Here is a 26673-nt window from a genome sequence, read left to right as displayed (position 1 = left end):
CCATGGATCTGCGTGATCATGGCGGCACTGGCGCGCCGGTCGTCCTGCTGCACGGTGGCGGGGGCCGGACAAGGCACGACTGGGACCACCTAGTCCCGCTCCTGCCCGAGTTCCGGATCGTCGCGTACACCTTCCGGCCGGGTCCCTGGAACTGGCGGACAGCGTTGGCTGATCTCGCCGACGTCGTCCGGCACTTCGGCCTCGACCGGCCCGCGGTGGTCGGACACTCGCTCGGCGGCATGCTGGCGGCGCTGTGGGCCGCCGAGCATCCCGAATGCCCGCTCGCGGTCAACCTCGACGGGCACACGAATCCCACCGGCCCGATACTGCGCGGCTTCGTCGACGAACAGGTCCGGCTGTCCGAGGATCCTGATCTGGGCGCGCTGATCGCGGCGTTCGACGAACTCGACCTGATCGCGACTTACCGGGCCACGCGGTGCCCGTTGGTGGTCGTCTCCTCGATGCGGCCGGACGCCGAGATGATGCTCCCCGAGGATGTCGGTGTCGCGTTCGCCCAGTACCGCAAGGAATTCGGCGAACTGCTCGATGCCGCGGCCGCGGACACTCCGCTGCTTTCCTTGCGGGAGACGGACACCGGACACGATGTGCACTTCGAAGCGCCGGAGGAGGTCGCCGGCCTGATCCGCGCCGGCCTGGCTACCGAAACCGGTCCGTCGCCTCGCGCAGCGCGGGAATCACGCCGGGATCGCTGACCGCGTGCCCGGCACTCTCGACCAGCTTCAACTCGGACCCAGGCCAAGCCCGATGCAACTGGTGCGCCGTGATCGGCGGGCACACCGCGTCGTAACGTCCTTGTACCAAGACTCCGGGGATCCCGGCGAGGTTCCCGGCATCCCTGATCAACTGGCCCTCTTCCAGCCACGCGCCGTGCTGGAAGTAGTGCACCGCGAGGCGAGCGAACGCCAGTGCGAACCGCGGATTCGCGTATTGCTCCACAAAGGACTTCTGCGGCAGCAACGCCACCGTCGCGCCTTCCCAGACGCTCCAAGCGATCGCAGCCCGCTCGCGGACCGCGGGATCAGGGGAGTGCAACAGCTCGGCATACCCGGCGAGCGGGTCTTCCGTGTTGTCCAGCGGCTCCAGGAAAGCGTCCCACTCCACTGGGAAGAGATTCGCCGCACCGCCCCGGTAAAGCCAGTCCAGTTCCCGCTGCCGCACAGTGAAAATCCCGCGCAACACCATCTCGGACACCCGCGACGGATGGGTTTCCGCGTAAGCCAGCGCAAGCGTCGAACCCCACGACCCGCCGAATAACTGCCACCGCTCGATGTTCAGCCGTTCGCGCAGCAACTCCATGTCGGACACCAAGTGCCACAACGTGTTCGCCGACAAGTCGTCGTCGCCCGCGTTGGGCGTGCTGCGACCCGCGCCGCGCTGGTCGAACAGGATGATCCGGTACGCCTCGGGATCGAAGTGCCGCCGGGTCATCGGGGAGACGCCGCTTCCCGGCCCGCCGTGCAGCACCACCACCGGTTTCCCCTGCGGGTTCCCGGCTTCCTGGCAGTAGATCCGGTGCCCGTCGCCGACGTCCAGCATTCCGTCGGCGCGCACCGGGATCGGCGGGTAAAGCTCGTCCATGCCGGACACTCTTCCCGAAGGCTTCCGGCTCCCCGAAAGGAGGGTGGGGGCCCGCCCCCGCCGCCGGGCTGAGCGGGCCCCCGTCTGTGATCGCGGTCAGCAGCCTGGTGTCGCGGCTACGTTCGCGAAGCCCTTCCCGGCGTTGGCCACTTTGTTGCTGGCGCAGACCTTGTTCCCGGTGGCCGCCTTGACCACGTAGAAACCGTAGGCCGAGGGCGCCTGCACGTCCGCGGTGTTGTCCGAGAAGGTGTTGTTCTGGCCCCAGCCGTCGACCTGCACGTGGACCTCGAACGACCCGTAGGTCGCGTCGTGCACGAAGACCTTGCTGCCCTTGTTGCCGGTGACCAGGTATCCGTTGCCCTTCACGTCGACCCAGCTGTCGGCGTAGTTCTCGCCGCTCTGGCCGGTGCCGTCGAAGGTGTTGCCGCGCAGTTCGCCGCCGGTGGTGCCTTCCTTGACGTCGATCGACTCCGCGCGCACGTTGGGCCCGATCTTGTTGCCGATCGCCTTGTTGCGGTCGCTGTGGTCGGGCTGCCCGTTCGGCCAGTTGCTGGTGGCCGAGCCGAAGTAGATGCCTTCGCCGAAACCGCCGTTTTCCTTGCCGGTGTCGGAGATTTCGGAGTTCTGCACGACGTTGTCGCTGCTGCCGTGCTGGAAGTGGATGCCCTCGTTGCCGATGCCGGTCACCTTGAGCCCGTCCACCAGCGTGTGGTTGACGCCGAGCGCCATCACGCCTTTCTGGCCGCCGGTGACGGTGAAGCCGGAGAGCGTCCAGTAGCTGCCGGTCAGTTCGATGGTGCGGCCGCCGGACGCCTGCACGACCGCGCTGCGCGGGCCGGTCAGGGTGATCCGGCCGGAGTCGGTGCCGTTGGCGGCGGCCTTGAAATTGCCGGTGTAGGTGGTGTTCGCGGCCAGCTGGATCGTGGTGCCCGGCTTGGCCGAGGCCAGCGCCGTCTTCAGCTCGGCGGAGTTCTTGACCGGGACGGTCCCGGCGGACGCCGCGGGTGTGGCGAGTGCGAGCAGTGCTGCGGCTCCGGCAGTTGCTGCCAGAACCCGATCGCGGACACGCATTCCAACCCTCCTCGTCGAGGCTCGATGACTTCGGATGCGGCGTGCGCTCACGCTATGACATCGAGAGAACACTGGTCAAGTACATGATTGATGTTCATGGATGTGAACAGAATGAACAAAGGATGGCCGGAAAGTGTCGCCTGCGACTGTTCCCGCCCGGCTTGCTCGGAGTTAACCCGGTCCTCGGTAGCTTTTCCGCGGAATGCCCGAACTGCGGCGAGAAAGGCCCGTGAATGTCCGCGGTCAGCTACCTCGAGTCCATTGTCGTCGGCGCTTTGCAAGGCGTGTCGGAATTGTTTCCGGTGTCCAGTCTCGGACACAGCGTCCTGTTGCCGGCGCTCGTCGGCGGAAGCTGGGGCCGCGACCTGAGCATCGGGAAGGACTCGCCGTATCTCGCGGTGCTGGTGGCGATGCACGTCGCCACCGCGATCGCGCTGATCCTCTTCTTCCGCCGCGACTGGGTGCGCATCGTCACCGGCCTGTGGACATCGATCCGCCGCCGCGAGGTCCGCACGGCCGATCAGCGGCTCGCATGGCTGCTCATCCTCGCGACGATCCCGGTCGGGATCGCCGGGCTGCTGCTGGAAAGCCTGCTGCGCGACGTGCTCGGCAAGCCGGTGCCGTCGGCGATCTTCCTCGCGCTCAACGGCGGGGTGCTCTACGCCGCGGAGAAGTTCTCCCGGAAGCCCAAGACGGCGGTCGCGCGCGAGGAGGAGACCATCGACTTCAGCGCCGAGGAGACGATGGTGATGCGCGCGGTGACCGTCGACGAGGCGACCGACGTCCGGCTGTCGAAGCTGAGCGTGAAGGAAGCCGTGCTCATCGGTTCGGCGCAGATTTTGGCTCTGCTGCCCGGGATCAGCCGCTCCGGCATCACCATGGTGGCCGGTCTGCGCCGCGGTCTCGACCACGAGGACGCCGCCCGGTTTGCCTGGCTGCTCGCGACGCCGGTGATCCTCGCCGCGGGCGCGTTGAAGATGCCGTCGCTGTTCACGCCGGAGAACAAGCCGTCGCTCGGCCCGGCTCTGGTCGGCAGCGTGGTGGCGTTCGTGGCGTCCTACATTTCTGTCCGTTTTCTGACGAAATACTTTGAAACGCGCACCTTGACCCCCTTCGCCATCTACTGCGCGGTCGCCGGAATCGGCAGTCTGATCTTCTTCGCGGTGTCAGGGGCGGCGTAGGGCGCAATTTCGCCGGGTGCACACTGAACGCATCGAAATCGTGCCTGACCTGCCGCCGCTGAGCGGATCGACGTTGTTCACGGCCTGGACCTTGGACGTCCCGGCCGTGGTCGTCGCGCTCGCGCTCGGCGTCGGCTACGTCGTGGCGGCACGCCGTCAGGAGTGGTCAGCGGGCCGGACCACAGCGTTCCTCTCCGGGCTGGCCACGCTCATCCTCGTCACATGCTCGTTCCTGGGCGTGTACGACACGACGCTGTTCTGGGTCCGCGCGACGCAGAACACCGTCCTGCTGATGGTCACTCCGTTGCTGCTCGCGTTAGGCGCGCCAGTGACGCTCCTGATGCGCACCGTGCCGCCCAGGGTCGCCACGTGGTTGCGTACGCACGGCCGTGGCAGCTTCGCGCAGTTCATCACGTTCCCGCTGTGCGTCACCGTGGTGCTGATCGCGCCGTTCCTGCTCATCTACCTCACGCCGCTGTACGAGCTTTCGCTCGACTCAGCGGTCGTCGGCGGCCTCGTGCGCGTGGCGCTCGTGCTGGCTGGCTTCCTGTACTTCTACAGCCGCGTGCAGCTCGACCCGACGCCGCGCAACGGCTCGCACCTGGTGTCCGTGTGGATCTCGTTCACCGAAGTGGTCTTCGACGGCGCGCTCGGCCTCGTGCTGTGGCTTGGCCCGCTGCTCGCGCCCGCGCACTACGACGCGGTGCACCGCGACTGGGGACCGGACCGGCGCACGGACCAGATCATCGGTGCCGGCGTGCTGTGGATCGGCGGAGACGTCGCCGGGCTGCCGTTCGTCGGCGCGCTCTTCATCAGGTGGGCCCGCGACGACGAAAAACGGGCGAAACGGCTCGACCGGAAACTGGACGAGGAGGCAGCGGCAGGCGAAGCACCGGCGAAGGGATTGTGGTGGGAAAACGATCCGGAACTCGCCGAACGGTTCCGCCGCTCGTGAGTGCTGATCACGGTTCTAACCGCGAACAGCACTCACGAGGCAGCAGCTCAGTGGAACGCGTGTTCAGGTGCGGGGAACTCGCCGCGCCGGACGTCCTCGGCGAACGCCGTCGCGGCGCTCTGCAGCACCCCGGCGACATCGGCGTACCGCTTCACGAACCGCGGCGCCTTGCCGCGGCGCAGCCCGGCCATGTCCTGCCAGACCAGCACCTGGGCGTCGCAGTCCGGACCGGCTCCGATGCCGACCGTCGGGATCTGCAGCTCGTGCGTGACGCGCTTGGCCGCCTCGGCGGGCACCATCTCCATCACGACCGCGAACGCGCCGGCTTCCTGCAGGGCCAGCGCGTCGGCGAGCAGCTTCTCCGCCGCTTCGCCGCGCCCCTGCACCCGGTAGCCGCCGAGGTTGTGCTCGCTCTGCGGGGTGAAGCCGATGTGGCCCATGACCGGGATCCCGGCCGAGGTGAGCGCCTCGACGTGCGGCGCGAACCGGTGCCCGCCCTCAAGCTTGACGGCGTGCGCGCGGCCTTCCTTCATGAACCGAACGGACGTGGCCAGCGCCTGCTCCGGCGACAGCTGGTAGGAGCCGAACGGCAGATCGGCCACCACGAGCGCGCGTTTGGCCGCCCTGGTGACCGAGCGGACCAGCGGGAGCAGCTCGTCGACCGTGACCGGGAGCGACGTGTCGTAACCGAACACGTTGTTCGCCGCGGAGTCGCCGACCAGCAGCACGGGGATGCCTGCTTCGTCGAAAAGCTCGGCGGTATACATGTCGTACGCGGTGAGCATCGGCCACGGTTCGCCGCGGTCCTTCAGCTCGCGCAGATGGTGGATCCGGACTTTTCGCGGCTTCGCCGGACCGGCGCCGCTCGCGGGTCCGGTTCCGTAAGGGGCGGCCACCTCGCCGGCGGCGCCATCGGGTTGGGCAGACTGGGCAGACATCGTCGTCGACCGTCCTTCCCTCGAGGCCTCGCGGAGGTCCCCGGGTCGTGGAGTCAGTACCGGACACAGCCTGACACGCGCGCGGAAGGGCCCCAAGGTCGTGCGACCAGCTTCACACGGCCGGGTAGCGACAACCGTTTTGCCTCCTGTGACGTCTTGATAGGCACCGGACCGATATGCGCCCGGTGGTGAGAAAGTCCGGCGCCTCCCTCGACGGAGCGGCTGCGCCGCAAGAAAGCCCGGCTACCGCCCCACCACCTCCCTCAACGGAGCGGCGGAGCCGCACGGAAAGGATCCAATGGGAACCCCAGTGAGCGCCCGCCCGCGCAGCCTTGGCTGGAAGGCGCGCGCCGGCGGTCTCGTGGCCACTGTCGTCCAGCTCGCGGCGATCTTTTCGATCGTGCTGCTGCTCGCCGGCGGACGGCACGGGCACCTGCTGAACGGCATCGACATGGCGTTCGGCGCGGTGAGCGTGCCGACCAGTTCGAGCCTGGTGATCGTGCTGCTGCTGGTCGTGCTCGGCGCGGCGCTGCGCAGGCGCAAGAAGGCCGCGCTGTACGTGCTCGTGCTGTTCCAGGTCGCGGGCCTGGTCACCACGCTGGTCCTGCAGGCGCTGCTGCTGTGGGCTCCCGACCTGCTGACTCTCACCGCCCGGCAGATGCGGCACATCCCGACGCAGGTGGGCGCGCTCGCGGTGGCCGACGCCATCTCGATCCTGCTGATCGTGTTCCTGCTGTCGCTGCGGCCCGCGTTCCCCGCCCGGCTCGCCCCCGGTGCCTGGTGGAACGGCCTTTCCGTGCTGTTCATCGGGTTCCTCGCGGTGATCGTGTGCGGCTGGGCACTCACCGAGGTATTCCCGGGCAGCCTTGGCGACGCGTGGGAGCGGTTCGCCTGGGTGGTCAACCACGCGACCGGCGAGAACTTGCAGTTGCGCCGCATCGGCGTCGGCGAAGGCCCGGCGTGGATCGACGTCGTCCTCGACCTCGGCGCGACCTTCGTGTCCACTGCCGCGCTGTACACGCTCTTCCGCGGCGTACGCAGCCGTCGCATTCGGACAGACGACGAAGAACTGCAGCTGCGCCGTCTGCTGGGCGAGTTCGGCGAAGACGACTCTCTCGGTTACTTCGCCACGCGTCGCGACAAGAGCGTCATGTTCGCGCCCAACGGCCGCGCCGCGGTGACGTACCGCGTGCTCGCCGGCACCACAGTGGCGAGCGCGGACCCGATCGGCGACCCCGACGCGTGGCCGGACGCGGTGCAGGCGTGGCTCCACGAAGCGCGTACGTACGGCTGGACGCCAGGCGTACTCGGTGCGAGCGAGAAGGGCGCGAAGGTGTACGCCGCGGCAGGGCTGCGCGCGCTGCAGATCGGCGACGAAGCGGTCCTCGACGTCCGAGAGTTCTCGCTTACCGGGCCTGAGCGAAAGTCCGTGCGACAGGCGGTGAAGCGGATTCAGCGCGCCGGGTACACCGCGCAGGTCCGTCGGCACAGCGAGATCCCCGAAGACGAGATGGTGCAGCTGCTGGCACGCGCGCAGCAGTGGCGCGTCGACGAGACCGAGCGCGGCTTCTCGATGGCGCTCGGCCGTCTCGGCGACCCGAGCGACGGTCGCAGCGTGATGGTCGAGGCGTACGACGCGCGCGGCGAACTGCGCGGCCTGCTGTCGTTCGTGCCGTGGGGCCGACGGGGCCTCTCGCTCGACTTGATGCGCCGTGACCGGGACGCCGAAAACGGGCTCAACGAGTTCATGGTCGCCGAGGTCGTCGCGGCCGCGCAGCACGTCGGCGCGCAGCGGATCTCGCTGAACTTCGCGATGTTCCGCGCGGTGTTCTCCGAAGGCGAGCGCATCGGCGCCGGGCCGGTGCTGCGCGCGTGGCGCGCGGTGCTCGGCCTCGCGTCGCGGTTCTTCCAGCTGGAATCGCTGTACCGGTCCAACGCCAAGTACGGCCCGGAGTGGGAACCGCGGTTCCTCTGCTACTCCTCGGCGCGGCGGCTCCCGCGGGTCGGCATCGTCGCGGGCGCGCTGGAGGGCTTCGTGCCCACCGGACGCGCGCGTTCGCTGCGGCTGGAGAACGTGGGGGAGGACTTCGTCGCGCAGGTCCGGCGCATCGACGAGGAAGCGGCGCAGGTCGTGCCGCGGCCCAAGCGGCGTCCGGAACAGGTGCGCGTGCGAGTGGCCAAAGTGGACAAACTGCGGGAGCTCGGGGTGGATCCGTACCCCGTCGGCTTCTCCCGCGAAGACCACCTCGGCGACATCGTGCACACGTTTTCCGGACTGGAACCCGATTCCCACACCGGAAAACGCGTCCGGGTAGCCGGGCGAGTGCTCGCCCTGCGCACCCTCGGCGGCCTGTGTTTCGCGCGGATCAAGGACTTCTCCGGCGAACTGCAGCTGATGCTCGACGCGAAGGTCCTCGACCTGACCGGGTGGCGAACCGGCGTAGACCTGGGCGACCACGTCGGCGTGAGCGGCGAGGTAATCACGTCCCGCCGGGGCGAGCTGTCCGTGCTCGTGGACGAGTGGACCGTCACCGCGAAGTGCCTGCATCCGTTGCCGGACAAGCGAAAGGGCCTCACCGACCCGGAGACGCGAGTACGCCAGCGTTACCTGGACCTTGCGGTCAACCCTGACTCCGCGAACATGCTCCGCCTGCGCTCGACGGTCGTCCGTGCCGTCCGCGAACGCCTCCACCAAGGCGACTTCCTCGAAGTCGAAACCCCGATGCTGCAGACCATCCACGGCGGCGCCAACGCACGGCCGTTCGTCACGCACATCAACGCGTACGACATGCGGATGTATCTGCGGATCGCTCCGGAGCTTTACCTGAAGCGCCTGTGCGTGGCCGGCGTCGAGCGGGTCTTCGAGCTGAACCGGAACTTCCGGAACGAGGGCGTGGACGCGACCCACAACCCGGAATTCACGATGCTGGAGGCGTACCAGGCGTACGCGGACTACAACGCCATGCGCCACCTGATGCGCGACCTGATCCAGCACGCCGCCGAAGCCGCGTACGGCGCACAGATCGTGCGACGCCCCGACGCCAACGGCCGCGTCGTCGAACACGACATCTCCGGCGACTGGCCGGTGATCCCCGTGCATAAGGCCGTGTCGGACGCTCTAGGCGAGGAAATCGACTCCCACACGCCCATCGCCACTTTGCGGAAGCTGTGCGCCGCCGCCGGAGTCCCGGTGCCCGAGGAAGCCAGCGCGGGCGACCTGGTCCTGAAGGCGCACGAGCACCTGGTGGAGGGCTCGACGGTCCTGCCGACCTTCTACACGGACTACCCGACCGAGGTCTCCCCGCTGACCCGCCAGCACCGCACGGACCCGCTCCTGGCCGAACGCTGGGACCTAATCGCGTTCGGCTCGGAAGTCGGGACTGCGTACACGGAGCTGACCGACCCGCTAGAGCAGCGTCGCCGCTTGGAGGCACAGTCGTTGCGCGCGGCGAGCGGCGATGTCGAGGCGATGGAGCTGGACGAGGACTTCCTGCTCGCTCTGGAACACGGAATGCCGCCGACCGGCGGTCTGGGGCTCGGGGTGGACCGGCTGCTGATGATGCTGAGCGGAACGTCCATTCGGCAGACGGTGCTTTTCCCGTTCGTCCGTCCGCAGGGGTGAGGCCGGATTCGGTGGTGCCGGGGCTTTCTGCCTCGGCACCACGTCGGGGGAGACGGCCACTGCTCCGGATCTCCCCGCCAGGCGGAGCTGACGTCTGGCGGGCTTGGTCTGCTTGACTCCGACTCGCTCTCGCACGGAGTTGGACGGGGGCTGATGCAGTGCTTTGCAGCCGTGAGCCGTGTCGGCAGTTGAAGACACCGCGCCACTGTTCGCCGAAATCCGCAGTCGCCAGAACTCCTGCTTCCGCTGGCTCGCAGATGCCGGCACTCGCCGACATGCCCCAGCGGTCCGCCCTTGGCCACCGGTGTCAGCGACTGCAGACGTAGTGCCCGGCCAGCCACCCGAAGAATTCGTGGTCGTAGTCGCCTCGCCGCTGCCGTCGGCCCCGCCGATGTCGGCAGCTGGAGACACGCGACTGCCATTCGCACACGACCCGTGGCCTGGCACACCACGTGGAGATCATCGCCCTCGGCCAGCCGCCCAGTCCATCCCCGTGACCAGCCGTCCCGGTGCCTTCCGCGGCCAGCCGCCTCAAGCCCCGCAGTCGTCCGGCTTCGCCGCCCCTGTCCTCCCCGGTGACCAGCCGCTGTCCCGGTGCCTTCCGCGGCCAGCCATCTCAAGCCCCGCAGTCGTCCGGCTTCGCCGCCCCTGTCCTCCCCGGTGACCAGCCGCTGTCCCGGTGCCTTCCGCGGCCAGCCATCTCAAATCCCGCAGTCGTCCGGCTTCGCCGCCCCTGTCCTCCCCGGTGACCAGCCGCCGTCCCGGTGCCTTCCGCGGCCAGCCGCCTCAAGCCCCGCAGTCGTCCGGCTTCGCCGCCCCTGTCTTCCCCGGTGACCAGCCGCGGTCCCGGTGCCTTCCGCGGCCAGCCGCCTCAAGCCCGGCAGCCGTCCGGCCTCTCCGCCCCTGTCCTCCCACCACGCCGAGCCGCCCCGCGGTGTCCCCTCCCTGCTCCCGCCCTCGTCTCCGCGATCCCCGGCCAAGTCCTGAACGTCCTTCACGTTCGAGGCGGGTATTGGCGGCCCGTCAACCATGATCCGGTAACCTCCCCAAGGATTCGGTGCGTGAGTTCGTGGTAGCGGATGGTGTCCGGAACCTCCGGTAAGTCACGGGTGTGACACCATCCGGCACTTCGTCGCAGAGATTCGCTTAGGGTGGGCAAGTGCGTGCTGCGCGGGTGGCTTTGATAGTCCTGCTCGGACTGGGTTTGGCGGGATATTCCGCGTGGCTGCTGGAGTTCTTCATGCAGACCGGGGTGTCGCCGACCGAACAGCCGGTCTGGGATTTGTTCTACGCGCAGCCGGTCTTCCAAGTCGCGGCGGGCATCGGCGGCGTGGCCTTTTTCCTCACCGGACCCGCCCTGATGCGGCTCGCGCCGGCGCACTGGAGCGGCCGGCTGACATCAGTTTCGGTGTCGGTGTTCGGGATCGTGCTGATGGTGTGCGCGGGCGTCCCGGAGACGGTGGTGACGCCGAACCTGCTGAGCGCGGCCGTCGCCGTCGGCGCGTTCAGCCTGATCTTCTGGTGGCCGTCCGGTTGGCGAGCTTGTGCGGTGGGTTGCCTGGTGGTCGTGCTGGTCGCGTGGGGGCTGGTGGTGGCGTCGACGCTGGCCGGGCATCTGGAGGGCGTGTTCACCCGGGTTCAGCTGGTGGTGCACGCGGCGCAGGTCGTGATCGGCGGCGCGTACGTCATGCAGACCCCGGTCCCGGTCCGCGGCCGAAAATTGTCGGTGGCGGGTGCGATGCTGCGGAGCAACAGACACCGGAAGTGAGGCCACCATGGCTGGCAAAGTCTCCCCGACCCCCGACGAACGCGGCGGTTTGCTCGGTTTCCTGGCTCAGCAGCGGCAAGCGGTGAAGACCGCCGCGTACGGCCTGACCGACGACCAGGCGCGCGCCGTGCCCAGCGCGAGCGCCCTGAGCGTGGGCGGGCTGCTGAAACACGTGTCGTCCACCGAAAGCGGCTGGATCGACCATGTGCTGCGCATCCCGCCGAAGCCCTTCGCCGAAAGCATGGCGACCTACCAGGAAAACTACCGCCTCGGCCCGGACGAGACGCTGGAGTCGGCCATCGCGGCCTACGACCAGGTGGCCGCCCGCACCGAAGAGGTCATCGCCGGGATCGAGGACCTGAACCAGGAAGTCCCGGTCCCGAAGGACGTGCCCTGGTTCCCGGACGATGTGTCGGCCTGGTCCGTCCGCTGGGTGCTCCTGCACCTGATCGAGGAAACCGCCCGCCACGCCGGTCACGCCGACATCGTCCGCGAATCCCTGGACGGCGCCACCGCCATGCCCCTGCAAGCCGCGGCGGAGGGCTGGCCGGAGACGGACTGGCTGAAGCCGTGGAAACCGGCGGAATGAGCTGAGTTTCGCTGAACGTTCGCCCAGCCAGCCGCGATGGCCGAGCCAATCCGAGCGGGGTTGGGTTGGCGGGCTCAAGGGTGGATCGCCGGTCAGTCGCAGCGGCCGAGTTAGTCCAGGCGGCTTGGTTCCCGGTCAGTCGGCTGTGGGACTGGATGCCGCTGACCGTAACGGTTGGGTCGGTCGGCCAACGGGGACGAGTGATTCATTCGAGCGGACTGCTTCGCTCGGCTGCGGTGGTCACCTCCGAGGGGATTGCCTCGCTCGGCTGCGCTGGTCAGCTCACTGGCCTGGCTGGCGACGGGGCTGTCCTGGACGGGTCGGTGGCTGGCTGGCGACGGACGAGCCAGGGGGAGCGGCTTTCGGCTGGCCGAAATGACTGAGCCAGGGGGGAGCGGCTTTCGGTTGGCTGAGATGACTGAGCCAGGGGGAGTGGGCTTTCGGCTGGCTGAGATGACTGAGTCAGGCGGGTCGGACCGTGCCGGATCGTGCCGGACTAGTCGCGGACGTCGGCTCGTTGGCTCGTTGGCGCGGGGCCAGAGTCGTCGACCGGGCGGCTTCGACTGGCTGCGAGCTTCGGCAAGCGGGTGCACTCGGTGGGGAACCTGCCGCACTGGGGGTGCGGCTGGATTCCGGCCGAGTGCGCCAAAGCTCCAGCCCGACCAAGCGGCTTTCGCACGGCGGCCGGGCAAGCCTTCTACCGATCCTCAAGGCAGGCCAGTTCTCGCGCCGACCCCGTCAGAACAGCGTCGGTTCCTCCGGAAAAGCCCCTTCGATCACCAACATCCGCCGCTTCGTCTCGACCCCGCCCGGTGCTGAGAAGCCGCCGGTGTTCTTGCCTGCTCCCAAAACCCGGTGGCACGGCACGATGATCGGAAAAGGGTTGTTCCCCATCGCCTGCCCGACGGCCTGTGCGGAGCCTGGCGCGCCCAGCTGATGCGCGATATCCCCGTACGTCAGGACTTTCCCCGGCGGAATAGCCCGCGCGACGTCGTACGCGCGCCGGTTGAAGTCCGGCACGTCCCGGTAATCCAACGGTGCCGCACGCAGATCGCGAGCCTCTCCCGACAGCAGTGCGACGACATCCTCCACCACCGCGCGAAGTTCGTCTGGCACCGGCGATTCCGCCGCATCCGGGAAGCGCGTCGCGAGATGCGCGCGCGTCCGCTCAGCCGTGCTTCCCGGCAGTGCGGTTCCGATCACCGCACCGTCCCGCCAGGCGAGGCCGCACGCCCCGATCGGGGTGTCGAACACCGTGTACCCAACCGTCATGCCGCCCAGCGTACGACCCGGCACCGACAGAAACTGGCGAGAAAACGACACGACCCTGCACTCGCGACCATCGCCCTGAGCAACCCAGCCGAGCGCGTCTGGCAATGGCAATGGCGAACGGCACCCGAAGCTTCCGCCGGTCGAGCCGAAGCCAGCGTATCGAGCCTGGAGACCTCGGCCGGACGCTGGAACCGGGTTGCAGCAAGAGGCCCGGATAGCCGGGCCTCAGGACTCGGCCGACGGCACACCAGGTTCCAGCGTCCGGCTGCCAGCCAGTCACGCCGGGCACCCGCCTCCGAAGCGAAGCCGGAAATCCCGGTCAGCACGCCGTTCCGTCGCCTGGCTCCGTCGCCCGGCGGCACCGGAAGTCCCGGTCAGCACTTCGCTCCGTCCCCCGGCTCCGATGCCCGGCGGCGTCGCAAATCTCGGTCAGCACACCGTTCCGTCGCCCGGCTCCGATGCCCGGGGGTCGGAAATCCCGGTCAGGACTTCCGTTCCCGCCACCCGTTCGTCATCGGAAGCCGCCGGTCCCGGCCGAAGGCCTTGAACGTGATCTTCGTGCCCGGCGGGTACTGCCGCCGCTTGTACTCGGCTCGGTCGACCAGCCGCACGACCCGGTCGATGGTCTCCGGATCAAAGCCCGCCTCGATCAGATCCGCATACCCGCGGTCGTTCTCGACGTAATCGTCCAGGACGTCGTCCAGCAACTCGTAATCCGGCAGCGAATCCGAGTCCTTCTGGTCCGGCCGCAGCTCCGCCGACGGCGGCTTCGTGATCGAGTTTTCCGGGATCGGCGGCGTTTCCCCGCGCTTGGCCGCTTCCTCGTTCCGCCACCGCGCCAGCTGCCACACGTGCGTCTTGAACAAGTCCTTGATCGGCGCGAAAGCTCCGACCGCGTCACCGTAAATAGTCGAATAGCCGACGGCCAGTTCGGTCTTGTTGCCGGTCGCCAGCACCAGGTGTCCGTCCAAATTAGACAAAGCCATCAGCAGCATCCCGCGCACCCGCGCCTGGATGTTCTCCTCCGCGAGCCCGGTCAGCTGCAGCTGATTGACATACACGTCAACCATGTCGCCGATCGGCTCGACCCGGTAGTGCGCACCGATCCGCTCCGCCAAGTCGGAAGCGTCATCCCGCGAGTGCGACGACGAGTACTTCGACGGCATCGAAACGCCGTACACGTTGTCCCCGCCGAGTGCGTCCGCAGCCAGCGCCGCGCAGACCGCCGAGTCGATTCCGCCGGAGAAGCCGAACGTAACCGACGAGAAGCCGTTCTTGTGCACGTAATCGCGCAGCCCGACGACCAGCGCCGACCACACCTCGGCCTCGTCCGACAGCGGTTCGCTGATCGTCGGGGCGACCAGCGGCGAGTACTCAACCAGCGGCGAGTCATTCAACACCCGCCGGTGCACTTCCAGCCCGTCGAAAGAGCCAGTGGCAGCAGCACTAGCAACAGGCAGATCCAAGTCCAGCACCAGCAGGTGCTCCACGAACTGCGGCGCCCGCGCGAGCAGAGTCCCGTCCGCGCCGACCACCAGCGAGTCGCCGTCGAAAACCAGGTCGTCCTGTCCGCCGACCTGGTTCGTGTACACCAGCGGCGCGCCCGCCTCGGCCGCGCGCCGGGCGATCAGCGGCAGCCGCTGTTCGTCCTTCGAGCGCTCGTACGGCGACGCGTTCGGCGCGACCACCAGGTCGACTCCGGCCTTGCCCAGCGCGGAGATCGGCCCGCCGTCCTGCCAGATGTCCTCGCAGATCACCATGCCGATGTCGACGCCGTGCAGCCGCAGCACCTCGAGTTCGGTGCCCGGTTTGAAGTACCGGTGCTCGTCGAACACCCCGTAGTTCGGCAGGTGGTGCTTGAACTGCCGGGCGACGACCTCGCCGCGGTAGAGCGCCGCCGCCGCGTCGCGCGGGCCGATTTCGTCGTGGTCGAGATAGCCGACGTACGCGAGCACGTCGCCGCAGCCTGCCTCGTCGAGCCGGCGCGCCAGTTCGGTCACCGAGCGCCGGGACGCGTCGGCGAACGTGCGCCGGAGCGTGAGGTCCTCGACCGGATAACCGGTCTGGGACATCTCCGGGAACACGACGACGTGCGCGCCCGCCTCGGCGGCCTTGCGGGTCCACTCGACGGTGAGCGCGGTGTTCCCGTCGATGTCGCCGACGGTGGTGTTGACCTGGGCCAGTGCGATGCGCAGTTGCGGCATGCCGCCATTCTGTCCCACCGCACCGACAGAAACTACGCAGAGGTGAGCCAGAGAACGGCGAAGGGCCCCTCACCCGCGGCGAGGGGCCCTTCGAAAGAAGGAATCAGGACTTCTTCATCCGCATCATGCTGCGCACCTTCTTGACCGTCTGCTCGAAGTCCGAGTCGAACGGGTTGTCGTGCACCAGGTACGTCCACGTCGTGTTCGCCCGCCGCACGCCGACGTCCTCGAGGTCGAGGCCGTTGTCGGTGATCTCGGCTTCCTCGAGCGTCTTCGCCGCGCGCGAGGCGGATTCGGCGATGATCTTGTGGAATTCCGGGATCGCCGCGCGGTGGAACTCGTCCAGCGGCGTCTCGCGGGCCAGCGCGCGCAGGTGGATGCTCTCGCGCACGTCGGTGAGGTACGCCAGGTGGTCCGACCACAGCTGGTCGAGGTGGAACAGCCGGACCTCGCGGCACACCTGCTCGAGCCGGTCGGAGTCGTCCAGCTTTTCCTTCAGCTCGGCGAACTTCTCCGGCTGCGCCTTCTCCAGCTCCTCGGCCGCGAGCCCGGTGTGCAGCACCTTGTCGCGGTGTTCCAGCAGCTCGGCGCGCTGCCGCTCGATCAGCCGCGTGTAACGCCAGGTGTTGCGGTGGATCTCCAGGTCGACGCCCTCGGCCACGCGCTGGGCGTGGTTGAGCTGCCGGTGCGCGGCCGGGTCGGTGATCTCGCCGGTCTCGGTGTCCGCGTCGATGCCGTCCGGCAGATCTGGCGCGTTCGACAGCACGAGGTCGTCGTTGAGGCTCGCGAAGAAGATCGCGCTGCCCGGGTCGCCCTGTCGTCCGGACCGCCCGCGCAGCTGCCCGTCGAGACGGCTCGACGGATACCGCGCGGTGCCGATCACGTGCAGGCCGCCCAGCTCGGCGACCTCTTCGCGGGTCGCGCCGTCGCTGCCGCCGAGCCGGATGTCGGTACCGCGGCCGGCCATCTGCGTGGACACGGTGACCGCGCCCTTCTTGCCCGCCTCGGCGATGATCGCAGCCTCTTCGGCGTCGTTGCGCGCGTTCAGCACGACGCACGGCAAGTCGACCTTCGCCAGTTTTTCCGCCAGCTCCTCGGACTCCGCGACGTCCTGGGTGCCGACGAGGATCGGCCGCCCGGTTTCGTGCACCGTGCGGATCTCCTCCTCGATCGCGCGCAGTTTCTGCGACGGCGAGGCGAAAACCCGGTCCGGCAGGTCCTCGCGGACGTTCGGGGTGTTCGGCGGGATCACCGCGACCTCGAGCTTGTAGAACTCGCGCAGCTGCTCGGCGACCGCGACGGCGGTACCGGTCATGCCCGCGACCTCGGGGTAGCGCGCGAGCAGCGCCTGCACGGTGATCGAGTCGAGAATCTCGCCCCGGTCGGTGGCGGTGACCTGCTCCTTCGCCTCGACCGCGGCCTGGAGGCCGTCCGGCCAGCGCTGCAGTTCGGCGACGCGGCCGCGGGCGGCGTTGATCAGCTGCACCTTGCCGTCGCGGACCAGGTAGTCGACGTCGCGGGTGAGCAGCGCGTGCGCGTGCAGGGCGACGTTCACCGCGGCGAGCCGGTCCGAACCGGACTCGTCGTACAGGTCGACGCCGCCGAGCGACTTCTCCACGACCGACGCGCCGGCGCTGGTCAGCCACGCGTTGCGGCCCTCGGAGTCGGTCTCGTAGTGCAGGCCGAGCCGCAGCCGCCGGACGATCTTGGCGACCTCCTCGTCGGCGTCGTTGTGGTCGATCGAACCGGCCATGACCAGCGGCACGCGTGCCTCGTCGACCAGCACCGAGTCGGCCTCGTCGACGATCGCCACCTCGGGGGCCTTCTGCACGAGGTCGTCGGCGTTGGTGACCAGGCGGTCGCGCAGCACGTCGAAGCCGATCTCGGCGACCGCGCCGTAGGTGACCTCCTTGCCGTAGGCCTCCTTGCGCTCCTCCTTCGAGTGCGCCGGCTCGACCCAGCCGACGGTGACGCCGAGCAGGTCGTACACCGGGCCCATCCACTCCGCGTCGCGGCGGGCGAGGTAGTCGTTGACCGTGACCACGTGCACCCGGCGGCCGCGCAGCGCGTACCCGGCCCCGGCCAGCGCGCCGGCGAGCGTCTTGCCCTCACCGGTCTCCATCTGCACGACGTGCCCGGTGAGCAGGCCCATGGTGCCGAGCAACTGGACGTCGAAGGCCCGCTCGCCGAGCTTGCGCCGGGCGGCCTCGCGGCCGAGCGCGCAGATCTCGATCAGCTGGCTGTCGGTGAACGAGGCGGCCCCGCCGATGGCGTCCCGCAGCTTGCCCGCGCGCTCGGTGAGCTCGGCGTCCTCGAGCTTCTCCAGCTCCGGTTCGAGCTTCTCGACGGCGGGCAGCAGCGCTTCGTAACGGGTCAGCTCGACGCTGCCCGGCCGCTGGATGATCCGGCGGAGCCGCTTGCCCACCCGGCTGATCAGTGCCACCCCTGGTCTCCTCGTGTCGATGTGTCTCCGGTCGCACCCCGCACTGCCCAACGCGCCGACGGTGCGTTCGAGTTCCGCGCCCGGATGGCACGATCAAACCGTGCCACGTCATCCCAGCGCCAGCCCGAAAGTCCATCCGTTCGTCGCGTTAGCGGCTGCCGGCCTGCTCGCGACCACGCTCGCGGCGTGCTCGTCGAAGTCCGACCAGGCCGCGCTAGCTCCGACGGTCGAATCGCACGCGCCGGTGGGCCCGGTGCCCGCCGGACTGGAGCGGTTCTACGGGCAGAGCGTGTCCTGGTCCGCGTGTGCACCCTACGCGACCTCGGACGACGCGCGATCCGCCTTCAAAGCGCAGGGAATCGAGTGCGGACGGCTCACGGTCCCGTTGAACTACGACAAACCGGACGGGCAGACGATCACCATCGGCGTGCTGCGCCACCGCGCGAGCGATCCGGGCCAGAAAATCGGTTCGCTCGTGGTGAACCCGGGCGGACCGGGCGCTTCGGGCATGGTCGCCGCGGCGGGCCTGACGGACCAGGTGTCGAAGTCCGATCTGGGCGACCGGTTCGACCTCGTCGGCTTCGACCCGCGGGGGATCGGGGCCAGCGAACCGCAGATCAAATGCCTGACCGGACCCGAGCGCGACGCCGACCGCGCCGACGACAGCGAGACCGACGGTTCTCCCGCTGGCGTCGCGAAGCAGGAGGCGGAGCAGAAGGACTTCGCCGCGAAGTGCACACAGCGGACGAAGTATGGCGACGACATGCTCGCGCACGTCGGCACGCGCGACGTCGTTAAGGACATGGATGTGCTGCGAAGCGTCCTAGGCGACGAGAAGCTCACGTACCTCGGCTACTCGTACGGCACGCGCATCGGGTCCACGTACGCGGAGACCTTCCCGAAGAACGTGCGCGCGCTCGTTCTCGACGGCGCTGTCGACCCGACGCAGAGCCCGGAAGACTCACTCGTCGCACAGGGCCAAGGTTTCGGCGGAGCGTTCAACGAGTTCGCGAAGTGGTGCGCGGCGCGTCAGGACTGCGCGCTCGGCAACAACCCGGCTGAAGCGACGAAGCAGTTTCAAGACCTCACGCGCCGGCTGATCGACTTCCCGGTGCCGGTGGGCGACGGCCGCAAGCTGTCGTACGACGACGCGACCACTGGTGCCATACAGTCCCTCTACCAGCAAAATCTCTGGGAGTACCTGAACACCGGGCTGAACGAGCTGAAGCTGCAGCGCGGCACGACGTTGGAGAAGCTCGCCGACATCTACAACGAGCGCAATCCGGACGGCAGCTACGGCACCACGCAGGACGCCTTCATCGCGATCCGCTGCGTCGACGACCCTCGTGTCACCGATCCGAAGCAGATCCTCGAAGGCCAGGAGAAATACGTAAAGGCGGCACCGTTCCTCGACGACGGCCGCCAGGCCAGCTCCGCCCGCGACGCGTGTGCGTTCTGGCCGGTGCCGAACACGTCGAAGCCGCACGAGCCGAACGTCGAGGGCCTGCCGAAGACCCTGACGATCTCGACGACGAACGACCCCGCGACGCCGTACCAGGCGGGCGTGAATCTCGCGAAGGCGCTGAAGGGTTCGCTGCTGACCTTCGAAGGGACGCAGCACACGGTGTTCCTTCAGGGCAACGCGTGCGTCGACAAGGCGGGCGCGGAGTACCTGATCGACGGCACGACGCCGCCCGACGGCACTCGCTGTAAGGCCAACTGAGGTTGCGCTGGCTCGCGACGGTTGTGGTGGCGATGATGCTCGCCGCTACGGCTTGCGCGAGCCAGCGGGCAGCGCTCGATTGGGGACCGTGTGCGCCGTACGCGCAGACTGCTTTCGAGAAGGGCCTGTACGCGGACGAGTCGGTCGACTGTGCCCGGCTGACGGTGCCGCTCGACTACGCGAACCCGCAGAGCCGAACGGTATCGATCGGTTTGCTGCGGCATCGGGCCACCGATCCGGCACACCGGATCGGCTCTCTCGTGCTCAACCCCGGTGGGCCGGGCAGTTCGGGGATGACCGCGGCGGCCACATTGGCGCAGCCTGCCGGAACTCTTGCCCGGCAATTCGACCTGGTCGGCTTCGATCCTCGCGGTGTTCACGCGAGCGAGCCTCGGATCCGTTGCCAGTCGGATGCCGAGCAGGACGCCGCTCGTACGTCAGATGCCGGGAGCGCTGGCTGTCTTGAAAAGACCGGCGGGGAGTTTCTCGCTCACGTAGGCACGCGAGAGGTCGTACGCGACCTCGACGCGCTTCGTGTCGCCCTCGGCGACGCGAAGCTCACGTACCTCGGCTACTCGTACGGCACGCAGATCGGTTCGGCGTATGCAGAGGCGTATCCGGACAAGGTGCGCGCCATGGTCCTCGACGGCGCCATCGACCCCGCACAGAACTTGCCGCAGACGCTGATCGCGCAGACCGCCGGGTTTCAGGACGCCTTCACCCGCTTCGCGCAGTGGTGCGCGAAGCGGCCTGGGTGCCCACTGATCGGCGACGCGACCGCCGCCTTCCAGCGAATCGCCCGCCCTCCGGTCTCCGCACTGCCCGGCCGCACGCTGTCCTTCGCCGACACCGTCACCGCGACGGAAGCCGCGCTCTACTCCCGCGCGCAGTGGCCGAATTTGCAGCAAGCACTGGAAGAACTAGCGACCAGGCGTAGCGGCGCGAAGCTGCTTCAGATGGCCGACGACTACTACCAACGCGACGAGAACGGCCACTACAGCGGAGCCTTCGACGCCTACTACGCCGTCCGCTGCGTCGACTACGCCCGCGTCACCGACCGCACGGTCATCGACGCCGCGCACAGCCAAATGCTTACCGGCGCACCGTTCCTCACCGGCAGCTCGCCCGACGCGCACGAACTCGACACCTGCGCGACCTGGCCCGTACCGCCGACCTCACGGCCGCACAGTCCGTCCGCGCCCGGCCTGCCGAAGACGCTCGTCATCTCGACCACGCATGACCCGGCTACGCCCTACCGCCAGGGCATAGCGCTCGCGAAAGACCTCAACGCCGCACTGCTGACTGTCGACGACGTACAGCACGCAGCGTTCCTGAAAGGCAACGCCTGCGTCGACAAGGCGGCAACGACGTACCTCAGCACGGCCATCGCCCGAGACGGCAACTGCTAGGGCTGCTGATCCGTCAGCAGGACTTCGTACATCACCGGGCTATCCCGGACCGTCGCTGGCGGCACCTGCAGCCACATCCGCGCGAAGCGGCGCGGCTCGGCCGCCGTCACCCAGATCTTCACGTTGACGTCCGCGTGGATCTGCGGAATCAGCGTCGCCGCGACAGCCTGGGGCACGGTTCCGCCGACGCGGTAGCCGTCGACGTGCTGGATCGTCTCGCGGATTTCGGTTTTCGGCTGCTGGAGCGAGCCGAGGAGACGGATCAGGCCTCCGTGCGGGCCGAGGAACCGGCCGACAGTGAAGGGCGTGGGGCCGTTCGTTTCGCGACCCTTCGTGTCCTTGGTGGTCGCGGTGTGCCCGGAGACGGTGAACGAGAACGACCGATCGGTGAATTCCGCGCTGCCGCTCGCCTGGCCGCCGCTCTTGAGGGTCGCGTTTCCGACGAGCTTGGTCATCGGCAGGCCGGGCAGCACGCCGTTGACGCCGACCGAGAAGTGCAGGCTGGCGACCTTGGAGAAGTTCTCCTTGGCGGCGGCGAGCAATCCGTCCGCCGCGGGCAAGGGGGGTGCCGCGGTGCAACCGCCGACCAGCCCGAGGAGCAGCAGCGCCGGCAGGACACGTCGGCTGAGCATGGCCGAGAGCCTACTTGGTTGGCCCGATCCTTTCGGATGGTGTCCTTCCGGCCACTGTCGACAGAGTTCCGGGCGCACCAGACTTACTGCTCGTGACCGTTGAGACTCGTCCTGCCCGCCGCCTGCACCGCGCCTGGTTCGTCGCGGCGGCCGCGTTCGTCGCCCTCCTCGCCGCCGCCGGCTTCCGCGCCGCGCCGGGTGTCCTGATCGATCCGCTGCACCAAGAGTTCGGTTGGTCCCGCGCCACGATCGGCTCCGCCGTCTCAGTCAACCTCGTCCTGTACGGCCTCTTCGCGCCCTTCGCCGCAGCGCTGATGGAGCGGTTCGGCATTCGCCGCGTCGCGGCTACCGCACTGTGCGTTGTCGCTCTCGGCGCGGGCGGCACGGTCTTCATGAGCGCCAGCTGGCAGCTGATCCTCTGCTGGGGCGTGCTCGTCGGCCTCGGCACCGGCTCGATGGCGATGAGCTTCGCCGCGATGGTCGCGACGCGCTGGTTCGTGCGCCACCGCGGCGTCGTTACCGGCGTACTGACCGCCGCCGGAGCGACCGGACAGCTGATCTTCCTGCCGTTGATCGCGTCGCTCGCGGTGGACGACGGCTGGCGCACGGCGTCCATGGTCATCGCCATCGCGGCTCTCGCGGTGGTCCCGGTCGTGCTGCTGGCTGTACGCGATCACCCTGCCGACGTCGGCGCTGTCGCGTACGGAGCGCCCGAAGGCACCGAAGTGGAGCGCCCCGCGCCGAAGGTCGGCACTGTCCGCCGAGGGCTGACGGTGCTGTTCCAGGCCGCGCGCACCCGTACGTTCTGGCTGCTCGCTATCGGCTTCGCCATCTGCGGGGCGACCACGAACGGGTTGGTCAGCACGCACTTCGTCCCGGCCGCGCACGACCACGGCATGCCGCAGACGACCGCGGCGAGCCTGCTCGCCCTGGTCGGTGTCTTCGACGTGGTGGGAACGATCGCGTCGGGATGGCTCACCGACCGGGTCGACCCACGGATCCTGCTCGGCGTCTACTACGCGTTGCGGGGAGTTTCGCTCGCCCTGTTGCCGCAGCTGTTCACGGACTCGGTCCAGCCGAGCATGTGGGCGTTCATCCTCTTCTACGGCCTCGACTGGGTGGCGACCGTCCCGCCGACGGTCGCGCTCTGCATCCGCTCCTTCGGGGAAGCCGGTCCGATCGTGTTCGGCTGGGTCTTCGCCTGCCACCAGCTGGGCGCGGCGTTCGCCGCGTCCGCCGCGGGCGCGGTGCGCGACCAGCTCGGCGACTACGCGGTCGCCTGGTACGTCGCCGCCGGGCTCGCGGTCGTCGCCTCGGTCGCGTCCCTGTCGATCAGCCGGTCCAGGAAACCCCAGCTCGCACAACTCGCGTGAACCCGTCTCCGATGTGGGTGACCCGTGAAACATGGCGTTAACACGTGCTGGTTAGGGTTCGGCCATGGATCGCCAGCAGGAATTCGTGCTCCGCACTTTGGAAGAGCGCGACATCCGTTTCGTTCGCCTGTGGTTCACCGACGTGCTGGGATTTCTGAAGTCCGTCGCGGTCGCGCCCGCCGAACTGGAGGGCGCGTTCAGCGAGGGCATCGGGTTCGACGGCTCGGCCATCGAAGGCTTCGCGCGCGTCTACGAGTCGGACATGGTCGCCAAGCCCGACCCGTCGACGTTCCAGGTGCTGCCGTGGGAGACCCCCGACGGCGGCCCGTACTCCGCGCGGATGTTCTGCGACATCGCGATGCCCGACGGTTCGCCGTCCTGGGCCGACCCGCGGCACGTGCTGCGCCGCCAGCTGTCGAAGGCCAGCGAAGCCGGGTTCACCTGCTACGTGCACCCGGAGATCGAGTTCTTCCTGCTCGCCAACCTCCCCGACGACGGCAGCGAGCCCGAGCCCGCCGACAACGGCGGCTACTTCGACCAAGCCAGCCACGCCACCGCGACGCACTTCCGCCGGCACGCGATCGAAACCCTCGAGGCGATGGGCATCTCGGTCGAGTTCAGCCACCACGAGGGCGCGCCGGGGCAGCAGGAAATTGACCTTCGCTACGCCGACGCCCTGACCATGGCCGACAACGTGATGACGTTCCGTTACGTCGTCAAGGAGGTCGCGCTGACCCAGGGCGTGCGCGCGACCTTCATGCCGAAGCCGTTCACCGACCAGCCCGGCTCCGGCATGCACACCCACGTCAGCCTGTTCGAAGGCGATCGCAACGCGTTCTACGACGCCGAGGACCCGCACGAGCTCTCCGAGACCGGCAAGGCGTTCGTCGCCGGGGTCCTGCACCACGCCAAGGAAATCTCCGCGGTCACCAATCAGTGGGTCAATTCCTACAAACGGCTGATCAGCGGCAGCGAGGCCCCGACGACGGTGTCGTGGGGGAGGGCGAACCGCTCGGCGCTCGTGCGCGTGCCGATGTACTCGCCGGGCAAGGCGTCGTCGCGGCGCGTGGAGATCCGGACGCTCGATTCGGCGTGCAACCCGTACCTGGCCTACTCGGTGATACTGGCCGCGGGGCTGAAGGGCATCGAAAAGGGCTACGAGCTGCCGCCGCCCGCCGAGGACAACATCTGGCAGCTGTCGGACTCCGAACGCCGCGCCGCCGGTTACTCGCAGTTGCCGCAGAACCTCGGCGAGGCGCTCGCCGAGATGGAGAAGTCGGAGTTGCTGCCGGAAGCGCTCGGCGAGCACGTTTACGACTTCTTCTTGCGCAACAAGCGGGTCGAGTGGGACAACTACCGGAGCGCGGTCACTCCGTACGAGCTCCGGACCCTGTTGCCGATGCTCTGACGGGCCCCCGGGCCGTGCTCCGACGTTGGGGAGGCATCGGAACATGGGAAAAAGACTGCCCGCCGTACTCGCCGCACTGGTCGCGGCGGCGGGCTTGGCCACCGCGCCGCCGGCGGTCGCGATGCAGGATGAACCCGCGGTCGACGCGGCGGGCCTGCACTTCGACCTCGACCGCGCCGACATCCCGTTCCTGCAGCACCGGATGGCGGCCGGCCAGCTCACTCCGACCCGGCTGACCAGCGCGTACCTCGCCCGGATCCGGGTGCTGGACCCGAAGGTCAACGCCGTCCTCGCGCTCAACCCGGCCGCGCTCGCGCAAGCCGCGGCCAGCGACGTCCGGCACCGGACCGGCCGCACCCGCGGTCCGCTCGACGGGATCCCGGTGCTGGTCAAGGACAACGTCGACACCCACGACCAGCAGACCACCGCCGGTTCGCGCGCGCTGCGGAGCCGTCCGGCCAAGGACGCCACGCTGATCACCCGGCTGCGCGACGCGGGCGCGGTGATCCTCGGCAAGGCGAACCTGTCGGAATGGGCCAACTTCCGCGCCGCGAAGCCGACTTCCGGCTGGTCCGGCGTCGGCGGCCAGACCAACAACCCGTACGTCCTGGACCACAACCCGTGCGGTTCCTCCGCCGGGTCCGCGGCCGGCGTCGCCGCGTCGCTCGCGCAGGTCGCGATCGGCAGCGAGACCGACGGGTCGATCGTGTGCCCGGCCGGGATGACCGCGACCGTCGGGCACAAGCCGAGCCTCGGGCTCGTCAGCCGCACCGGCGTCGTGCCGATCTCCGCGGAGCAGGACACGGCGGGACCCATCGCGCGCAACGTCGTCGACACCGCGCTGACGCTCTCGGTGCTGCAGGGCCGCGACCCGTCCGACCCGGCCACTCTGCGCTACCCGTCGACCCAGCCGACCGACTACGCGAAACTCCTCCGCCCCGGCGTCCTGCACGGCACCCGGATCGGCCTGTGGCGACTGCCGGTGCTCGGCCCGGACACGGACGCCGTGGTCAGCAAGACGAAGGCTTCGCTGGAACGCGCCGGCGCGACGGTCGTCGAGGTCAACCTGCCGTACCAGGACCGGCTCTCGGAACTGGAGTTCCCGGCGCTGCTGACCGAGTTCCACCGAGACATCGATGCCTACCTCGCCACCCGTCCCACCGGCCCGCGGAACCTGGCCGACCTCATCGCGTACAACCGCGCTGACCCGCTGGAACGCACCTGCTTCGCTGGTCAGGAACTGTTCGAGCAGGCGCTCGCCGCGCCCGGCCCGCAGGATCCGGCCTACCTGAAGAACCGGGCCGAGCTGACCGACCTGGCGCGCCGGTCCCTCGACGAGACCCTCGCGAAGTACGACCTGGACGCCATCGCGTCGCCGACGAACCCGCCGGCCTGGAAGACGGACTGCAAGGTCGGCGACAACGACGTGATCCCGTCGTCGACCCCGGCCGCGGTGGCGGGGTACCCGGCTGTCACGGTCCCGGCCGGTTCGGTCGGACCGCTGCCGGTGGGGATTTCGTTCATGGGCGGACAGTGGACGGACGGGAAGATGCTCGCCCTGGCCGCGGACTACACGCGGGTCGCGCCGGTTCGGGTTCCGCCTCGGTACCTGCCCCGGTTGCCTGGGTAAGCCTTCGGGGTGACGGTTTGTGGCCGCCGGTCAGTGCACTGCACTGGCCGGCGGCTTTCGTTTTTGGCAGGTTTCGCTGGGGATCGAGCGGGCCGGGCAGTCGGCTGACCTGCGTAATCGGGTTGCGCGGGCGGGCGCGAAGGGGTGGACTTGGGCTGGTTCGAGGGCGTCCGGGCGGAGACCTGGGTCACTCGAGGGCGCTCCGGAGCCCTTCCGGACGCTCCCGAGCGCCCGCGAACCGGTCGAATCGGCCCGCTGTCAAGGCGCTGACCAGCGTCGATGCCGTTAAGTGACCCCCCTGTTTTCGGGTGGTTGGAAGGCATGTAATCTTCTCTTCGTCGCCAGGAACACCGGGCCGGCGGGGCCGAAAGCCTCACCGACCAGGAGCCAGGGCCGAGCGGGTTGACACCGCGAAACGGACCAGGTAATGTTCAGCGTCGGCCCACGAGCGGCCGCCGACTCCCTACGACTAGCTTGTAGGTACCGGCATGCTCGACCAAAAGCTTGAAATAACGCATCGAGTTGGGCCTGGTTGATTCCGGGGCTGGTTCGGGGTGTGTTGCTTGAGAACTCAACAGTGTGCTAGTGAACTAAGCCAGTAGAGCTTAATATGAAACCCCCTCGTCGGGGTTTCCTTTGAGAATGATTGAGAAGTAGTCTCGATCGAACTTTACAGCATTGTTGGAGAGTTTGATCCTGGCTCAGGACGAACGCTGGCGGCGTGCTTAACACATGCAAGTCGAACGCTGAACCGGTTTCGGCCGGGGATGAGTGGCGAACGGGTGAGTAACACGTGGGTAATCTGCCCTGTACTCTGGGATAAGCCTGGGAAACTGGGTCTAATACCGGATATGAC

General features: G+C 68.6%; 18 protein-coding genes and 1 rRNA gene. 12 read left to right on the top strand and 7 right to left on the bottom strand.

The genetic code is table 11. The annotated features are described in order from the left end of the window. Window positions 1–2: 2 nt before the first annotated feature. Window positions 3–713: an alpha/beta fold hydrolase gene (locus tag ACWDNU_RS28020; protein WP_449671091.1), complete on the top strand. Its 711-nt coding sequence runs from the start codon at window positions 3–5 to the stop codon at window positions 711–713. Here the strand turns inward: ACWDNU_RS28020 and pip are convergent. Continuing rightward, window positions 658–1599 (bottom strand): prolyl aminopeptidase, encoded by a 942-nt coding sequence (gene pip / locus ACWDNU_RS28015; RefSeq protein WP_370940172.1) that lies wholly within the window; start codon window positions 1597–1599, stop codon window positions 658–660. The two genes, ACWDNU_RS28020 and pip, sit on opposite strands and share 56 nt — an antisense overlap. Before the next feature lie 96 nt (window positions 1600–1695). Continuing rightward, window positions 1696–2670 (bottom strand): hypothetical protein, encoded by a 975-nt coding sequence (locus ACWDNU_RS28010; protein ID WP_449671090.1) that lies wholly within the window; start codon window positions 2668–2670, stop codon window positions 1696–1698. Between the two features lie 233 nt (window positions 2671–2903). Here ACWDNU_RS28010 and ACWDNU_RS28005 point away from each other — a divergent pair, with 233 nt between their 5' ends. Both ACWDNU_RS28005 and ACWDNU_RS28000 read left to right on the top strand, forming a co-directional pair. Continuing rightward, complete coding sequence (locus ACWDNU_RS28005) at window positions 2904–3851, top strand: undecaprenyl-diphosphate phosphatase (protein WP_449671089.1); 948 nt, start codon at window positions 2904–2906, stop codon at window positions 3849–3851. Window positions 3852–3867: 16 nt separating this feature from the next. Beyond that, on the top strand, window positions 3868–4806 hold the full coding sequence (locus tag ACWDNU_RS28000) for a cytochrome c oxidase assembly protein (protein WP_449671088.1): 939 nt from the start codon (window positions 3868–3870) through the stop codon (window positions 4804–4806). A gap of 47 nt (window positions 4807–4853) precedes the next feature. Here ACWDNU_RS28000 and panB read toward each other — a convergent pair whose 3' ends face one another. After that, a complete protein-coding gene (panB, locus tag ACWDNU_RS27995; RefSeq protein ID WP_370940168.1) occupies window positions 4854–5744 on the bottom strand; it encodes a 3-methyl-2-oxobutanoate hydroxymethyltransferase in 891 nt (296 codons plus the stop codon). Between the two features lie 298 nt (window positions 5745–6042). Here panB and lysX point away from each other — a divergent pair, with 298 nt between their 5' ends. The 3 genes from lysX to ACWDNU_RS27980 all read left to right on the top strand — a co-directional run bounded on the left by lysX (window position 6043) and on the right by ACWDNU_RS27980 (window position 11723). Continuing rightward, window positions 6043–9366 (top strand): bifunctional lysylphosphatidylglycerol synthetase/lysine--tRNA ligase LysX, encoded by a 3324-nt coding sequence (gene lysX, locus ACWDNU_RS27990; protein WP_449671087.1) that lies wholly within the window; start codon window positions 6043–6045, stop codon window positions 9364–9366. A 1159-nt stretch (window positions 9367–10525) separates the two neighbouring features. Further along, entirely contained in the window at window positions 10526–11134 is a 609-nt protein-coding gene (locus ACWDNU_RS27985) for a hypothetical protein (protein ID WP_370940166.1), read from the top strand. A 7-nt stretch (window positions 11135–11141) separates the two neighbouring features. Continuing rightward, the gene (locus tag ACWDNU_RS27980; RefSeq protein WP_370940165.1) at window positions 11142–11723 is read left to right on the top strand and encodes a DinB family protein; all 582 of its coding nucleotides are present in this window, start codon (window positions 11142–11144) and stop codon (window positions 11721–11723) included. A gap of 738 nt (window positions 11724–12461) precedes the next feature. On the opposite strand, the gene ACWDNU_RS27975 is transcribed toward ACWDNU_RS27980, so the two are convergent. The 3 genes from ACWDNU_RS27975 to secA2 all read right to left on the bottom strand — a co-directional run bounded on the left by ACWDNU_RS27975 (window position 12462) and on the right by secA2 (window position 17642). Then, window positions 12462–12995 carry a methylated-DNA--[protein]-cysteine S-methyltransferase gene (locus ACWDNU_RS27975; RefSeq protein WP_449671086.1) on the bottom strand — a complete coding sequence of 178 codons (534 nt, stop codon included), beginning with the start codon at window positions 12993–12995 and terminating at the stop codon, window positions 12462–12464. A gap of 482 nt (window positions 12996–13477) precedes the next feature. After that, on the bottom strand, window positions 13478–15199 hold the full coding sequence (locus ACWDNU_RS27970; RefSeq protein ID WP_354744692.1) for an NAD+ synthase: 1722 nt from the start codon (window positions 15197–15199) through the stop codon (window positions 13478–13480). 103 nt (window positions 15200–15302) lie between these two features. Continuing rightward, window positions 15303–17642 carry an accessory Sec system translocase SecA2 gene (gene secA2, locus ACWDNU_RS27965; RefSeq protein WP_449671085.1) on the bottom strand — a complete coding sequence of 780 codons (2340 nt, stop codon included), beginning with the start codon at window positions 17640–17642 and terminating at the stop codon, window positions 15303–15305. A gap of 100 nt (window positions 17643–17742) precedes the next feature. Here secA2 and ACWDNU_RS27960 point away from each other — a divergent pair, with 100 nt between their 5' ends. Next, window positions 17743–19365, top strand: coding sequence for an alpha/beta hydrolase (locus ACWDNU_RS27960; protein WP_449671084.1), 1623 nt, complete (start codon window positions 17743–17745; stop codon window positions 19363–19365). Between the two features lie 2 nt (window positions 19366–19367). Next, the gene (locus ACWDNU_RS27955) at window positions 19368–20774 is read left to right on the top strand and encodes an alpha/beta hydrolase (protein WP_449671083.1); all 1407 of its coding nucleotides are present in this window, start codon (window positions 19368–19370) and stop codon (window positions 20772–20774) included. Here the strand turns inward: ACWDNU_RS27955 and ACWDNU_RS27950 are convergent. Then, complete coding sequence (locus tag ACWDNU_RS27950; RefSeq protein ID WP_449671082.1) at window positions 20771–21406, bottom strand: LppX_LprAFG lipoprotein; 636 nt, start codon at window positions 21404–21406, stop codon at window positions 20771–20773. The two genes, ACWDNU_RS27955 and ACWDNU_RS27950, sit on opposite strands and share 4 nt — an antisense overlap. 92 nt (window positions 21407–21498) lie before the next feature. On the opposite strand from ACWDNU_RS27950, the gene ACWDNU_RS27945 reads away from it, so the two are divergent. The 4 genes from ACWDNU_RS27945 to ACWDNU_RS27930 form a co-directional block, all read left to right on the top strand. After that, window positions 21499–22779, top strand: a complete 1281-nt coding sequence (locus tag ACWDNU_RS27945) for an MFS transporter (protein ID WP_370940158.1) — start codon at window positions 21499–21501, stop codon at window positions 22777–22779. A gap of 64 nt (window positions 22780–22843) precedes the next feature. Continuing rightward, a complete protein-coding gene (gene glnA / locus ACWDNU_RS27940) occupies window positions 22844–24187 on the top strand; it encodes a type I glutamate--ammonia ligase (protein WP_370940157.1) in 1344 nt (447 codons plus the stop codon). A 43-nt stretch (window positions 24188–24230) separates the two neighbouring features. Next, window positions 24231–25817: an amidase gene (locus ACWDNU_RS27935; protein WP_449671081.1), complete on the top strand. Its 1587-nt coding sequence runs from the start codon at window positions 24231–24233 to the stop codon at window positions 25815–25817. Between the two features lie 678 nt (window positions 25818–26495). Then, window positions 26496–26673: ribosomal RNA gene (locus ACWDNU_RS27930) — 16S ribosomal RNA — on the top strand; the annotation flags it as partial.

The organism is Amycolatopsis sp. NPDC003676 (genome assembly GCF_053587275.1).
Note: the sequence above shows the minus strand (reverse complement) of the source record. Positions and strands in the feature narration are given on the sequence as shown.